Source organism: uncultured Tenacibaculum sp., assembly GCF_947494125.1.
Classification (GTDB): domain Bacteria; phylum Bacteroidota; class Bacteroidia; order Flavobacteriales; family Flavobacteriaceae; genus Polaribacter.
Window position 1 is genome coordinate 17,325 of sequence record NZ_CANLTU010000009.1, and the last position, 16,467, is coordinate 33,791.

Consider the following 16,467-nt stretch of genomic DNA (forward strand, 5'->3'; position numbering starts at 1 on the left):
AAGAATAATTATAACTTTATAGCTGATGAGGTTAAAGCATATTATTATAATGTTTTTTTTGATTATTCATTGTTCTTGTAATTCAGAAAAAAATGAGTCTGATAGTTATGAAATAATGTCAGTAATATTAAACCATGAATTAGGGAGTATACCTGATGAAGAAAATGGCCTTTTTTGGATTAATCCAGATAAAGAATATAATACTGTTTTAATATATAATTATACTAATTTAGGTGAGTTTGATAATATGATTCTAACTGAATTTTATCCTCAGATAAATAGTTCTCTATTAAAAGATCTTAATAAGAAAATAAAAATAGATATCAATAAAATTAAGGGTTATTATAGATATCAGTTAATAGACCTATGTAATGATAAAAATAAAAAAGAAGTAATAGGAACTGTGACTTTTTCTTCAATTAGTTATAGTGAAAATTATAAAAAAGCTATTTTTTTTGTGAAATATCTTTGTGGTGGACATTGTGGGTTTGGAAAATTATTTTATTTGAAAAAAGAGCAAAAATGGTTAATAGAAAAGGAAGAAGAAGTATATGTTTCGTAAAAGTTAAACCTTATCTAACTGAATTTCAAAAGTAGTTCCTTTTCCTATTTCTGATTTTTGAACGGCTATTTTTCCATTATGATAATCTTCAATAATTCGTTTAGAAAGGGATAAGCCTAATCCCCAACCGCGCTTTTTTGTTGTAAATCCAGGTTTGAATATTTGTTTAAATTGAGATTTTGGAATTCCTTTACCTGAATCTGATACGATAATTTTTAGAAGTTTGTTAGTTTCTTTTATTTTTAGAGAAATACTACCTTTTCCTTGCATGGCATCAATGGCATTTTTAATTAAATTCTCAATTACCCAACCATACAATTCAACATTTAATTGTGTTGAAAGTTCTTCCTTGTCAGAAGAAAAAGAGAAGTTAATTTGTTTTGAACTTCTCGATTGTAGGTAATTGAATGCTGTTTGAGTTATAGAAACTATATTGTGTGTTTTTAATTTTGGTAAAGAACCAATCTTCGAAAACCTGTTAGCTATAGTACTTAACCTGTCTACATCTTTCTCAATTTCAACAATATATTCTTCATTAACATTTTCAGTACGTAAAATAGCAATCCAACCTAATAAGGAGGATAAAGGTGTACCTATTTGATGTGCTGTTTCTTTAGCCATACCAGTCCAAAGTTTATTTTGCTCGGCTACTTTATTTGATTTGTAGACCATGTACACAATCGCTAAGAAGAGACATAATATTAAAAGTAATGCTAAAGGGTAATATTTAAGTTTGTATAGTAGATCTGAGTTTCTGTAATAGAAGTATTGTGTAACTCCAAAAGATTCAATCTCAATAGGCTCATTTTGAGCTTTCATAATATTTAATTGCTTCTGAAGGTATGCTGGTTTTTTGGCTTTAATAGTGTCTAGATTTCTATATAAATGAATACTACCATCTTTATTTACAAGTATCGTGGGCGTATCTTCTATCGTTTCATAAACTTTGTTAATTAAATTGGTGTTTTCGTTTAGGTCAGGATTCGAAACTAATTCCTTAAAAGCTGCAGCAAAAATTTCTATTTTACCTCTTTCTTCTTCTTTAAATTTTTGAAAAAATATGTAAGTATTCCATAAAATAAAGGAAACAATTAATAAGGATATAAAAATAGTAATCCGCTTTATCCAGTAAGTATTCTTAAAAAAAGTCATTAGTCAAATATAAACTATTCTGTATAATAACTTAATTTGTAAAACCGTAGTATATTTACAGTAAAAATAAAACCACATGTTATCATTAGATCCTAAAGATTTACCTACAGGAAAACTACATAGTTATTTACTCGGAGCTATTGCTCCAAGGCCAATTGCTTTTGCAAGTACTATAGATAAAGAAGGAAGTCCAAATTTATCGCCTTTTAGTTTTTTTAATGTTTTTGGAGCAAATCCGCCAATGATGATTTTTTCTCCAGCAAGAAGTGTTAGAGGAAATAAAACAAAACATACATTAGATAACGCAGAAGAAACAAGAGAGGTTGTAATTAATGTTGTAAATTATGATATAGTACAGCAAATGTCTTTAAGTAGTACAATGTACCCAAAAGGAGTTAATGAATTTGAAAAAGCTGGTTTTACTATGCTAGCTTCAGATAAAGTTAAACCTTTTCGTGTCGCTGAATCTCCAGTACAATTTGAATGCAAAGTAACTGATATTATTTATACTGGAACTGAAGGTGGTGCTGGAAATTTAATTGTTTGTGAAGTGGTTAAACTTCATGTTAATGAAAATGTATTGGCTGAAGATGGAAGTATAGATCAACATAAAATAGATTTAGTTGCTAGAGCTGGAGGAAGTTACTATTCTCGAGCTAGAGAAGGTTTTTTTGAAATACCAAAACCAATTTCGACTTTAGGAATTGGAGTAGATCAAATTCCTAATGAAATAAGAAATAGTACTGTATTAACAGGGAATAATTTAGGTATGTTAGGTAATGTAGAGCAGTTGCCTAACGAAGAAACTGTTAATAACTTTGGTAAAGAACATCCAGAATATATTTCGCTTTCAATTGAAAAAAGACATACATTTGCACAAGATTATTTACAAAAAAATGATGTAGAAAGTGCGTGGAAGGTACTTTTAATTAAATAGATAAGAATATGGAAGTTATAGGGAAGATTAAATTAATTAACGAAACACAAACATTTGGAGCTAGCGGATTCAGAAAACGTGAATTAGTTGTAACTACAGATGAGCAGTATCCACAAATGATTATGATTGAATTTGTACAGGATAAATGTGATGTTTTAAACAGCTATGCAGTTGGTCAAGATGTAAAAGTATCTATTAATTTAAGAGGTAGAGAATGGATTAACCCAGAAGGGGTAGCTAAATATTTTAACTCTGTTCAAGGATGGAGAATTGAAAACTTAGCGCAAGCTGCACCACAAGGTACGCCTCCAGCAGGACAATTCGAACCAGCTCCAGATTTATCAGCTAACGAACCAGACGATTTACCTTTTTAATAAAAAGTTAAATTAAGTGTTATATACAAAACCTATGAATTTTATTCATAGGTTTTTTTTGTAAAATAATTATGTTTCTAATAAAACAATAGATCTTGTTTTTCTAATAATTTTTTTATTATTTTCTAGAATTCGTAGCCCTCTAGAAATAGCTTCTCTTGAAAAATTTAAATCTTCAGATATTTCCAATAACGGAATTTTAATTTCTGAGTTTTTATAGAGTTTAGATTTTGTTTTTATATAGCTAAGTAGGAGTTCTTCCAAAGATTGATTTCTTATTTCCTGAGTTTTATTTATAATATTCATATAATGATATTGGAATGATGCAATCATAAAATCTCTAAGTTCAATATACGTACTTGTCCATTCTAAAAATAAATCATTAGGAATATTTAAAATAGTAGCATCTTTTATAATAGTACTGCATATTACATCTGAAGATATATTAGGTGTATTGGTGTAATTCATAATTATAGGGTTACTACAATCTAGATGATATAAAAGTATTTTTTTATGATTATGTTTTATAGACATTTTAACAATTCCTGATATTAAAATACAAACTCCTTGATCAAAACGATTACAGTCTTGTAATAAATACCCCTTTTTGTAATGTAATATTGTTCCATAGTTTTTTAGTAGGTCAATTACCTCTTTAGACAGTGGTAAATTTTTTAGCATAAATTTATTTTGTTGATTGTCTAACCTAGGTAATACCTAGGTTAATAGTTAGTTAGCATTTATTTAATATGATTAAGGGGTAGTAGATTTTTAGAGGTTTGCAATTTGCAAACCTCTGTCAAAAAGTTAATTATTTAAGATACTGGTTTATACGACTAGTTGTATAGACCTAGGTTTTCCAATTATTTTATGTTGGTTTTCCAAACGTTTTATTGCTCTTGAAATGGAGGATTGAGGAGTCTTTAAATCTGAAGAAATTTCAGATCTAGATATACGAATGTCTTTTTGTTCATAAATATTAGACTTGTTTTTTAAATAATAAAACAATCTATTTTCCAAAGAATCAGTTAAGAGGTTTTGAAGCCTGTACACCATTGTACTAATATTATGCTCGCTAGAGTTAATAATAGCTTTTTTAAAGGACAAGCAACAGCTTTGCCATTCGGAAATTTTATCATTTGGAACCCATAGTAGAGTACTATTTTCTATAGCAGTTATAGAGATAGGAGAAGCTTGGTTCTCTGTCATATTCATTAGTGCTATGAGTGGGTTTTTTTTAGGAGAAATATGGTATAATAGTAATGAGCTATTATCTTGGTCTAAATGCGCTTTTAAAACGCCTTTAATTATAATAGCACTATGATTAATAGGGACATCTTTTAATAAAATTGGATCGCCTATGGTATATTTCTTTTTTATAGCATTAGATCGAATTAATCTAGCTGTTGATTCTTTACAATTAATGAGGGACTCTAAAATCATTATAAATTATTTTACAATTAATTATTACTTAAATCTGTAAGCAGTTATTTAGTAGTAAATTATATTGTGTTCTTACAATATATTTTAAACAGTATGAAAAAAGAAAACCCTATGTTTTCTTTATACGAAATACTTATGAGGTATAAGTATTACTTATAGCCTAGGGATATTCAAGGGTAAGCAATAGTTAGATTGTTTTTTTTGAAAAAAGAAAGTAATTTTTTATTCATTGATAGTATTTTTTAGGGGACTAATATTCTAATAAAGACGAATTTAATACAAAATGTTAAATTAATGTTAATTTTTTTGTTAAAAACGCTTACTTCGAGTTTTTTAAGAAGAAATTGCTAATTCTTTTTGTTGAAAAAACCTAGTGAATATCTTAAAAGCAAGTATTTAATGTGATGTAAATCAAATATTGATGCATGTTAAATGGTGATTCCTGTTAAATCAAATGGTTTTTCTTACCTCAATTTTGTGAGCTTATAATTGACTGCTTAGCAGTTAAAATAAATAACCATAAAATTAAGTATAAATGAGAAAAACAATTTTTTTAATTACCACTTTATTATTAGCAAGCTATAATATAAAAGCGCAAGGAAGTACCCATGTAATTTACTTTGATAAAGATGGAAGTCACCAAGGTTCTGAAGGATTATACCTCAATGGAGGTGTTGGAGGAGGAGGTACAATAACTACTTTTAGATCCTATACAACAGGAAATATTTCAGAAGTAAACTTTAGAGCAAACAGAGAGTTACGAGTTAAAGGACGTTTTTATTCTGATGGCGACGCATCATTTGCAAGGGCAGTTAGTTTTAATCGTGGATTAAATGCTTCTAGTAACAGTATTTTTTCGAGAATAGGTATAGGTACTACTAATCCTGCGGTTGGGCTTCATTTAAGAGATCAAAATATCCGAGTAGATAATGGTGAAGTTCAAAGTCATGGGCCTCTAGTATTTCATCCAGATGTAGATAATACAGGAGATGATAAAATTTCATTTAGAGATAGTCAAAATAGCGAAATGGCATCGTTACAAGACGGTACACTTACAATCAATAGAGGTGTTTTTAATAATAGTATTTCTGCTTCAGAAGGTAGATTTGGGAGTATTTCTTATACACAAAGTACAGGTAGACTTAGTTTAGGGCATGGTACTAATGAAAAAATAACTTTTATAAACGGAGATAGTAACGAAATGGCATCACTACAAGATGGAGTTTTAACATTAGATAGCGTTGTGCTAAACGTGGGGTCATTTCCAGATTATGTTTTTTCAAAAGATTATAAGTTAATGCCTCTAAAAGAAGTAGCAACATATATAAAAAAGAATAAACACTTACCGAATATGCCTTCTGAAGCTGAAGTTATAGCAAAAGGAATGAATGTAAAACAAATCAATACAGTTTTAGTAGAAAAAGTAGAAGAACTTACGCTTCATACAATTTCACAAGAAGAGAAAATAAATAAACTTCTAAATGAATTGATAGCTGTAAAAGAAAAATCAGAAAGTACAGAAAAGAGAATAGAAATTCTTTTAGAGAAGTTATCAAATATAGAAAAGCAATATAATTTATTAAAAAAATAGCAATAAAAAAGATGATAAAAAAAATTACATTAACAGGTTTATTATTATTTGGAATTAGTATTGTACAGGCGCAACATGTAATCGGAACTGTACGAGGAATTGATATAAAGGCAGATACCGATGCAGATCCTACATATTATGAAGGGATACGATTCTATGCAGCAAACAAGAAACTAGCTGCATTCTATCCAGGGTATAACAGGTTTTATGTACCTACCCATTTTTCTGATAGGGTAAATTTCAATGAGTCAGCTACTTTTTATAAAAAAACTAATATTTATTCTGATTTTGAAGTATCAGGAAACAGTAAGTTTTCAAAAATAGGCTTAGGAATAACTCCTACAGAAGGAATCCATGTAAAAAATAAAAATATTAGAGTAGATGGTGGAGAATACCAGAGTTGGGGAGCAATAATACTACGCCCAGACGTGGATAATAATGGAGATGACATAATCTCTTTTAGAAATAGTACTAATGGAGAAATGGCAAAAATTCATGATGGTGTTTTAACAACTAATACTGGCGTTTTTAGTACGAATCTTACCTCTAATAGCGTGCAATTTCAACAAGGAACATTTGGTAGTATTTCTTATACTCAAAGTTCAGGTAGACTTAGTTTAGGACACGGTACAAATGAAAAGATAACTTTCGTAAATGGAGACAACAACGAAATGGCATCACTACAAAATGGAGTTTTAACATTAGATAGTGTTGTGTTAAATATTGGGTCGTTTCCTGATTATGTTTTTTCAAAAGATTATAAGTTAATGCCTCTAAAAGAAGTAGCAGCTTATATAAAGGAGAATAAGCATTTACCAAATATGCCTTCTGAAGCTGAAGTTATAGCAAAAGGAATGAACGTAAAACAAATCAATACAGTTTTAGTAGAAAAAGTAGAAGAACTAACACTTCATACAATTGCTCAAGAAGAAAAAATAGAAAAGCTATTAAAAGAGTTAGAAACAATTAAGAAAGTAATAAAATCAATTAAAAATAAATAAGAGATATGAAAAACAAATTTATTTTGTTTTTGTGTCTATATGCTTTAGGCACAGGAATAATTGCAGCTCAAAATATAGAGTTATTTCGATTTACAAACGTAAACGTAGTTGAAGGTAATGAAATGGTGTTATTTCATAATATCGCTGACAATTCTATCAGTTTAGTCGAGAAATCTAATTCTAATCTAAATGAAAAAGATGGGTATTTACAATCTTTTATACTAAAGAGATTAGAAAGAGGAAGAATATTAATTGCATCAGCAAAACAAAAAAAATACTTTTTAAAATTCAATAATACTTCAAGTGATGTTGTTTTTTCAACGATAGAAAACCCTAGTGAATTAGAGAATTATACTTGGCAAATTCAGTTTGCAGGAACAGGCAAGGTTTTAATTTCACCATTAAACAATCTTAGTAAAGGATTAGTGCAAAAGAGCGGTAGTACAATAAAGTTAGAGCTGTTTAAAAATGGCAATAATCAAGTATTAACTGCAGGAGAAAAAGTAGGGAATCAGTATAGGTTTACAATAGAAAAAATAGCAAACGTACTTTAAAATAATAAACATGAGAAAAAATAAAATTATAGGCTATTTATTAGTAGTTCTATTACATTCATTTTCTTTTATACATGCCCAACAATCACATGATTTAGCGGTTTTGCAAATACAAAGTAAAGGAAGGTATAATAGGGTTTTTAATCCTCAAACAAAATTAAGTCGTTTATTAAGCAACGGTATAAATAATAAGGCAACAATTGAGTTTTGGGGAATGCATAATACCGCAACATCAGGTAATTCTGAGGCCGTAAAATGGCAGTTTTCTAATCTAGAAGCAGGAAACAAAGAATTTACTTTAAGTATTGAAGAAGATAAAATTTCTTTAAAAATAGGAGATAATGATGCACAAATAGGAAACTTTTTATTAAATGAAAGACTATTTAAAAATTCATGGCATCATTACTCAATCACTATAGATAAAGAGTTTAATGAATTGCGAGTATATATAGATGGAGTTGAATATTTTTTTAACACTCAACTTACTTTTGATGTACAAGAATTATACTTTCTAAGTGATAAAAAAACCGATTTGTTTTTAGCAGAATATAGAGGTTGGTCGAATGTAAAAACTAAGAAACAAATAAAAGAACAGCAGTATCGTACTTTTTATAAAGAAACAGAAAATTCATTATTGGAATTAAAAAATAATGGTTTAGAAATAGTATATACTAATACAAATTATAAAAACGAAGATTTTTTTGGAGGAAACGTACTAACATCTGTTTCTTGGGAAAACTTATTATATGAATATTTTCCAAATGATAATTTAGTTAAAGAAGCTGAATTTTCATCAAGTTTGAAGACTAATGTTATAGGAAGAATAGGCTCAGATATAGAACATCCAGTACTAAATTTGAATAAAATTATAATAAGGGCAAGTGATGGAGATGGTATAGATCATACCTTATTATCAGGAACAAATGGAGTTTTAATAGAATGGCAGCATGTAAGAAATGTTGAGGGGTACGATATAAAAAGAAGAAATTTAAGAGCAGGAACTACAAGTACAGTAATACACTCGTTAAAAGATACAGAAACAAGAAATCCTTCAGAATCTTTATTTTTTGTAGATAAAGGAATATTGCCAAACGAATTATATGAGTATACAGTTGAGGCTAAAAAAAATGGAGCAACAACATTATCAGGTAAAGATGTAGGCTTTGTGTTACCAAATGGAAAAGTAAACGGGATTATCGAAACTTCATCAAATGTAGCTACCAAATATGCAAAGGTAGAAGCAATTGCAGATGGAAATACAAATCCAGGAGGAGCATTAAAATTTATACAAGGAAAAAAGCCATTACTTATAAAAAATATTAATGCTTTTAGAAAAGCTAAAGGAGGAGCTACTTTAGAATTTTGGTATAAAACTCCAGCAGTGTCAGCAGGAGAAAATAAAATACTTAAAATAGGAAACAGCGAGTTAGTTCTTACAGAAGATAAAATAATAGTTAAGTTAAATGGAGCTAGTTATTTAGAAGGAACAAGAACATCTGATACAAATTGGCATCATTATGCATTTGTATTTAGTGCTACGGGAGGAATTTTATATGAAGATGGAAACCCGATAAATAATGCAAGCACAACTAGTTTACTTAACTTAAGTTTAAGTAATGTTAATACATTCTATTTAAGTGAAATTACAAACGTAACGTATTATATTGATGAGGTTCGATTATGGAACGCACCAAGAACTCCAATAGAAATAAGTAAATATGCAAATCATATTATTGGAGGAGATGTAGAGAATTTATTTGCTTACTATCGTTTTGATTTTAATGACAGTCATAAAATATTTAATTTTTCGCCAACAAGAAGAGGAGAGTATATTGCAGAAACAGAAGGAGAGTTAGAGCATTTGGCAGCAGAAGAGCAACCAAAAATAACTTATGCAACCTATACAAATGAAACAGGAAATTATGAATTCAATAGTTTAAACACAGGAATACAAGGTGTAACTAATAACGATAATAAATTTGAATATACCATAAGGCCTTCAAAACCAAGATTTAGCTTTTTGCCTAAGAATAGATTAGTAGGTATACCAAGAAGATTAAATGGAGCAGAGGTAACTAATGTGAATTTTAATGATGTATCTAGTTTACCAGTAACGGGAGTTATATCTTATAAAGTAGAAGAAGAATTATATCCAGTAATTAGAGGAACAGCAATAGAAGTAGATGGTTCAGTTATTCAAAGTGCTGAGGATGCTAAGGTAACTACAGATAATACCGGAACTTATGCTATTAAAACGGCTCCAGGGAAACATATAATCACTCCTAGTGCTAGATTGTCATTAATGAATGAAGAGCGTTTAAATGAAGGAAGTTTAGGTTTTGACGGAAAAACAGGGTATGCAAATTCTTCAAAATCTATAAGTAATGATGGAGAAAGTTTTGTTTGGACAGGATTTATAAGACCATTTTTAAGAACTAATACAGAAGAGGAAATTCCAGCGATTCAGACTGTTTTACAATGGGGAACTTTAAGTTTAAAGTTAATTAATAATGCTACATTAAAAGTATATACAGGAACTGAGGAAAAATTATCAGAAACATTACCAACAAATAGTCCAGGACAATTTTCTTTCTTTAGTATAAACTACGATAAAGTAAAAGGAACGATGTCACTTTATGTAAATAGTAAGAGGAAGAATACTTCATTAAGTTCGTTAACTGTAGCTGGAAATTTAGTAGTAGGAGCTGAAGAAAAAGCAGGAGAGCATATTAATTTTTCAAAATCGCATATTGATTTATTAGAATACAGAACTACAGCGCTTGAAGAAGAAGATATTGCTAAAGTAAGAGAAGGAAAATATCTTACATTAGAAAAATCACAATTAGAATTATCTTATAGTTTTGATCAGAAGTATGGAACTAAAGCAATTAATTTAATTACTAGCGATTTAGAAAATAATTACCTACAATTTGAAGGAGGTTGTAAATTTGATAATACTACACATAAACAGTATGTAAGAGATGTAGAATATACATACAAAGCCGTTAATACGAGTTTAAACCCTAAAGGGAATAGTTATGAAGTAGTACTAGAAGAACCTTTACAAAATGTAAATTTTGAAAATACAACTAGACGTAGTTTTATAGGAAACATTGTAGTTCCTTGTAATAATAGTGTTGGAGCTTGGACAGGGAAAATTGTACGTACAGATATTGAATTCCCAAAGTTTGAGAAAATAATAAGTCCAGCTAATTTTAATAATGATGCTACAGTTTTTACAGTGAATGATTTATTACCAGGTCAATATAGAGTAGAAATTACGAATACAGATACAAATAGAGCATTAAACAGTCCTATTATAGATCTACGTAGAAATAACGTGATATATGATTTTGAATTTAGAAACCCTATAGAATTAGAAATAGAGCTATTCAAGTTTGATATGGCAGGTGTTAGAGATGTAGCTAATATGAGAGATTATGTTGGGGAACAAATCAATAGTACATGTAACGGAAGCTATACATTTAATTCTCATGATGGTTTTAAAATGGATATTAGTGTTTTTGAAAGATATGGAGCAAACAAATGTGCAGTATCAGGAGCAGAGATATCACTTGGAGGTGATGCAATTTTAGCAGATAGTAATTTAGCAGGAAATAGTTTAAGTAAAGGACTGTTAGAGTTTTTTACACAAGTGTCTTCACCAAACTTTTTAGGAGATCATACAAGGAGTTTTTTAATATCAGCAAGTCATAATGGAAGAACAGCTTCAATAACTAAAAAAGCAATTATTCTTGGAGCTCGTCAAGGAAATTCAGATTTTACATTAATAGAACCACAGGTAGGTTTTGTATTGCATGATCCTCCAGGAGATAATAGTTCAGCAACTTTAGCAAAAGGAGCTACGTATTCGTATTCGTTTTCAGCAGAAAATGGAATAGGTTTAGAAATAGACAATTCAATAGGAGCGAAATTAAAAGTTAAAAAACAAATTTTAACAGGTGTAGTTGCAGCTCCATTGGGAGTAGGAACCGTAGCAGGGTTTGTAAATCCAGTATTACAAACAAGCAGTGATACGAAAGGTTTAATAGGTGGAAAATTCGATTATGTAAGACATAGTGGTAATTCAGAAACGGTAACTCTAGAAAAATCAATATCAACGCCTTCAGATCCAACTTATGTAGGAGAAGATGCCGATGTATTTATAGGTACCTCTAAAGTAATTACTTTCGGAACAGGACAAGTATTAAAACTAAACGGATGTTCTCCTGTAGTTGAGAGCTCAAGTAAAGTAGCAAAACCATCTACCGTTACACCTTTTGCGTATACAAAGCAAAGCTTAAATGATATTGTAATACCTAACTTATATCAATTAGCTATAGCTAAGTACGATCAAAATAATAATATCGTAACGGCTCCAGAAGACAGAGATCATTTAGATTTAAAAGGAACTTTAGAAAAGTTATTAGCAAGTACACCTAAAGATAGAGAGGATAAAGACATTCTAAATTACTTACATCAAATATCTAGATGGAATGCGATTATAAAAAAGAATCATGATAAGCGAACTAAAGCATATTTTGATAGAGCTCCTAATTTTAGCTCAACAACTAAGAAGCTTACAAATGATAATGATGTAGGGCAAAGTGGTGCAGGATTAAATGCTTCGGCATTAGATCAACGTATTACATTTGATGCATTAACCGAAATTAGTTATACATTATCAAGAGGAAAAACAGAAAGCACAGGGAATTCGTTCAGTGGAGGACCATATGTAGGAGTTAGTTTTTCAACAGATTTTACGGTTTTTGGAGTAGGACTTACGTTAGAAAATCAAACAAAAGTTCATAATTTTAATAGTAGAACAGATACAGATGAAAACGGAAATAATAGAGTCGATAGTTTTACTTTAAATGATGATGATGCAGGAGATCATTTTGATGTTTTAATTAAAAGAGATCCAGAATACGATACTCCAATGTTTTTAACAAATGCAGGAAGAAGTTCTTGTCCATTTGAATCAGGAACAGTACCTAGAGAAGGAGTAGAGTTAATTGTTGATAAAGTAGTAGGTTATGGTACTGGTGATGAATCTATACTTTATAATTTAACACTACGTAACACACAAATAGCAAAAGATGCAACTAGAAAAACGTATATAGTAGGTATGGCAGGAGCTTCTAATCCTTTAGGAGCAGTAGTAAATCTAAATGAGTCACCTATTTTTGAGCCAACTACATCTTCAAAATTTGTATTTGATTTAGATTCAAGCTCACCAACAGGAGTAAGAAATGAAATTAAAGCACAGTTACGAATCTCTAGAGGAACCGATGCTCCATCAGAAATTTCATACGAGAATATAAAAATTCAAATGTATTCAGAATGTGAACAAGCAGGAGATCGTTATCGTTCATATGGAGTAGATGAGTATAATGAAGTAGGAGTAAAACCGTATGCAGAAATATTAGTAACTGCTCATTTTACAGGAGCTTGTATAGAGGAAATTACTTCCGATGCACCACAAAATGAATGGGTTGTAAATGGATCTGATAAGAAGAAGTTAGATTTTACATTTAGAATACCAGAATTAAAAGGACTGGCTGATGAAACTGATTTCTCTGTAGATTTAGAGTATACTATTAAAGGAAATAATACACCTAAAATATTAAAGAAGTTAAATTTACAAACCTTAAAAGAGCACTTAAATTCAAAAACAGATCAAGTTGAATACAGTGCAGATGTATCAGGCTTGGTAGACGGGGAATATAGTTTTAGAATAGTACCAGTATGTAGCGATGGAGGTTCAGGGAATCCAAATAATAGGAAGAACCCAACTCCATTTGTAGAAGGAAAAATAGCAAGAGAAGCACCTCAATTAGTACTAACAACTCCAGATAATGGTGGAATTTTTACTACAGGAACTATTTCAGCTAAATTTTCAGCACCAATAAACCCAGCTACAGTAAATTTAAACTCATTGGCAATGAGAGGAATTTTAGGAGGTGTGCCAAAACCATTAACCTCAGTTAAACTAGATAATGTTTCAGATATTATTACGATTCCACATAACAATAAATTTAGTTTAGAAGACAAGTTAACTATTGAAACGTGGATTAATCCATCAAAATACCCTTCAGGAATTAATGTTCCAATTATTCAAAAAGGAGGAAATTATCATATCTCATTAATGCCAGATGGAAAGATAATAACGAATGATGGAGTAAAATCAACAAGAGGAGTCCAACCATTTACTTGGACACATATAGCAGTAGTATATGATAAAACTAATGGAAATGCTATCGTTTATTTTAATGGAGGAGAAGTAGGCTCAGGAAATATATCTACAATAAGTAATGAAGTAAATACGGAAGATGTAATAATTTCACCAGAAGTATCTTCAGATTCTTTTGTGGGATCATTAGATGAAATGAGAATATGGCAATCAGCTAGAACACCATTACAAATTGCTAGTAATTTTAAAAATCAATTACTAGGAAATGAAGATGATTTAGAAGCCTATTTTGTATTTAATAATAACATTTTAGCAAAACAAGGAGTTGATGGGAATCCAGATGAAGCAATTCAAGATTTTACAGGAAACGCCCAAAGAACTACGGCTACAGGAATTGACTTTGTAATAAATGAAGCAGCAGCACCATTAGATAAAACAAAAATGGTAGATGATATTCAGTTTACAACAACGATGTCTGAAAACAATACGATTATTAATTTTAATATGAAGATTTCGGATTTAGAATTTGTAGAAGGAGCGCGATTAACAGTTTTTGTAAAAGATAAAAAGCTACAAGACCCTCTAGGGAATAAAATTGACAAAACATCTTGGAGTTTTATTATAAATAGAAGTAAACTAAAATGGAGTCATAATAATATATCAATAAGTCAAAATCAAGGAGAAGCAACGCTAATAGATTATGTAGATTTAATAAATGAAGAAGGTGGTGTAGATGTTGCCTATACTTTTGAAAATTTACCAGTTTGGTTTGGTGTAAATAATGGAGCAAACCCAGATAAAGATGCTTTAAATATAATAAGAGCAACAGAAACGAATAGAGATTTACAATTTGAAGTAAAAAACTATTTAAATCCAGGAGTTCATACAGCTACTATTTATATAAAAACTAGTAATAAAGATACAGGTTTAAAATTAGGAGTAGAGAGTTTTAGAGTTGAGGTAACAGTAAAATGTCCAGAACCAACTGTGGAAGCAGGGTTTGAAAATAATTATCCATTTTCAATGAATATGAAAGGTAATTTAGTTATTAACTCAGAAAACTCTGTAGATATAAACGATGTAGTAAAAGCATATGTAGGCAATCAAATAAGAGGATATGCAAAAGTTGGAACTTCAGGTTTGGTTGATTTAACAGTCTTTGGAAATATTGGAGAAACATCAATGCTAAACTTTAAAGTATGGGATGCTTCAAAATGTACCGAGTATGAAGGGATTATTGAAAATTATAGTTTTAATTCAAATCAAACTATAGGTTCTAATTCAGTGCCTGTTAAATTTACGGTAGGTAAAAAAGTTACTAGAAGAATACCAGTTGTACAAGGGTACCAAGAATTAAGTTTCAATTTAAAGGATAATCAAGCATCTAATAAGTTGTCTTTAACTGCAATTAAAGGATTACCAGTTAATTCTCAAATTATTGATTTGTTAAATAATAATGTAGCAGTATTGGGAAGTAATGATGTTTTTACTGGAAGTTTAACTGAGTTAGATGTAACAAAAGCTTATTTAATAAATGTAGCGGCTACTCATGAAAGCGTGAAATATATTGAAATAAGTGGTATACCTGTTGGTTTAGATAACAATCTATCAGTAAATGGAGGTAATACAAGAAATGCAATTCCTTTTTATCCAAATGATTTACAACGTACAGGGTATGCATTAAGATCATTTACATCAACAAATGTGAGTGAAGGAGATAGAATAGAAAGAAGAGGTTTATTTGCTGAATATTCAACTTCTGATGGATGGCGTGGTAGTTTAACACATTTAACACCAGGGTTAGGTTATATTTTTAAATCACAAAATGCAGGAGCAATAAATTATTCAGGTATTATTAAAAATGTAGCAGCAAGATCATTTGCTAAAGGGGCTCAACTTGTAAATAAACAATCAAATTTATTCAGTAAATTAGAGGATGTACCGTCGTATAAAGATTTAGATCTATCTATAGATATTAATAGATACGCTAATTTTATGTATGTAAATGGTATTATTAATAGTGAAAACTTAGATTCAAGTAAAGTACAAACAATTTTAGCTTTTATAGATAATGAATTACGAGGTGTTTCAAAAGTAGAATTCATTAATAATCAGTATCATTATTATATAGGAATAGGTAGCAATAGTTCTAAAAAAGTTAAGTTTAAACTGTATGATGGAACAAATATTGTCGATTTAAACAATGTTGAAGACTTCATAATTGATAAAACATTAGGTGACATGAAGACTCCATATGAATTTGAATTAAAATCTAAAGAAGCTGCGTTAGACGATAACTATAGTTTGGTATTATCTCAAAATACACCAAATCCAGTAGGAGAGTATACTCAAATTAGTTTTAGTATTTCTAATGATGCCTATGTAGATCTTAGTTTGTATAATTTATTAGGGCAAAAACTGCACACTTTTGTAGCATCAAAAGTAAAAGGTACTATTAAACACAGTATAAATTGGAATGGAGCTATAAGAGGAAGTAAACTTCAAACAGGAGTTTATATTTATGAATTAAGAGTAAATGGAAAAAGAAAGAAACGTAAATTAATAATTAAATAAATAATCTAAATATGAATGAAAAGAGGTGGTGAAAACTGCCTCTTTTTTAATGCTTTTATTTGAATATATCAATAGCATATGTAAAT

10 protein-coding genes are annotated in these 16,467 nt (G+C 29.7%); 7 read left to right on the plus strand and 3 right to left on the minus strand.

The window, feature by feature from the left end; translation table 11 throughout:
* Window positions 1-25 precede the first annotated feature (25 nt).
* Window positions 26-562: a hypothetical protein gene (locus tag Q0881_RS13550; RefSeq protein WP_299161265.1), complete on the plus strand. Its 537-nt coding sequence runs from the start codon at window positions 26-28 to the stop codon at window positions 560-562.
* 3 nt (window positions 563-565) lie between these two features.
* Here Q0881_RS13550 and Q0881_RS13555 read toward each other — a convergent pair whose 3' ends face one another.
* Window positions 566-1,714: an ATP-binding protein gene (locus tag Q0881_RS13555; RefSeq protein ID WP_299161268.1), complete on the minus strand. Its 1,149-nt coding sequence runs from the start codon at window positions 1,712-1,714 to the stop codon at window positions 566-568.
* A gap of 76 nt (window positions 1,715-1,790) precedes the next feature.
* Between Q0881_RS13555 and Q0881_RS13560 the strand changes: the two genes are divergently transcribed.
* Together Q0881_RS13560 and Q0881_RS13565 are read left to right on the plus strand one after the other, a co-directional pair.
* Window positions 1,791-2,651, plus strand: a complete 861-nt coding sequence (locus Q0881_RS13560) for a flavin reductase family protein (protein WP_299161270.1) — start codon at window positions 1,791-1,793, stop codon at window positions 2,649-2,651.
* 8 nt (window positions 2,652-2,659) lie between these two features.
* A complete protein-coding gene (locus Q0881_RS13565; protein WP_299161272.1) occupies window positions 2,660-3,025 on the plus strand; it encodes a DUF3127 domain-containing protein in 366 nt (121 codons plus the stop codon).
* A gap of 69 nt (window positions 3,026-3,094) precedes the next feature.
* Here the strand turns inward: Q0881_RS13565 and Q0881_RS13570 are convergent, their stop codons facing one another.
* Both Q0881_RS13570 and Q0881_RS13575 read right to left on the minus strand, forming a co-directional pair.
* Complete coding sequence (locus Q0881_RS13570; RefSeq protein WP_299161274.1) at window positions 3,095-3,706, minus strand: hypothetical protein; 612 nt, start codon at window positions 3,704-3,706, stop codon at window positions 3,095-3,097.
* A gap of 147 nt (window positions 3,707-3,853) precedes the next feature.
* A complete protein-coding gene (locus Q0881_RS13575) occupies window positions 3,854-4,468 on the minus strand; it encodes a Crp/Fnr family transcriptional regulator (protein WP_299161277.1) in 615 nt (204 codons plus the stop codon).
* A gap of 535 nt (window positions 4,469-5,003) precedes the next feature.
* On the opposite strand from Q0881_RS13575, the gene Q0881_RS13580 reads away from it, so the two are divergent.
* Genes Q0881_RS13580 through Q0881_RS13595 form a run of 4 tightly spaced genes read left to right on the plus strand, consistent with a single transcriptional unit; the run spans window position 5,004 to window position 16,381 of the window.
* Complete coding sequence (locus Q0881_RS13580; RefSeq protein ID WP_299161279.1) at window positions 5,004-6,059, plus strand: hypothetical protein; 1,056 nt, start codon at window positions 5,004-5,006, stop codon at window positions 6,057-6,059.
* 11 nt (window positions 6,060-6,070) lie between these two features.
* The gene (locus Q0881_RS13585; RefSeq protein WP_299161281.1) at window positions 6,071-7,060 is read left to right on the plus strand and encodes a hypothetical protein; all 990 of its coding nucleotides are present in this window, start codon (window positions 6,071-6,073) and stop codon (window positions 7,058-7,060) included.
* 5 nt (window positions 7,061-7,065) lie between these two features.
* Window positions 7,066-7,614, plus strand: coding sequence for a hypothetical protein (locus Q0881_RS13590; protein ID WP_299161283.1), 549 nt, complete (start codon window positions 7,066-7,068; stop codon window positions 7,612-7,614).
* A 10-nt stretch (window positions 7,615-7,624) separates the two neighbouring features.
* Window positions 7,625-16,381 (plus strand): LamG-like jellyroll fold domain-containing protein, encoded by an 8,757-nt coding sequence (locus tag Q0881_RS13595; RefSeq protein ID WP_299161286.1) that lies wholly within the window; start codon window positions 7,625-7,627, stop codon window positions 16,379-16,381.
* The last annotated feature ends 86 nt before the right edge of the window (window positions 16,382-16,467 follow it).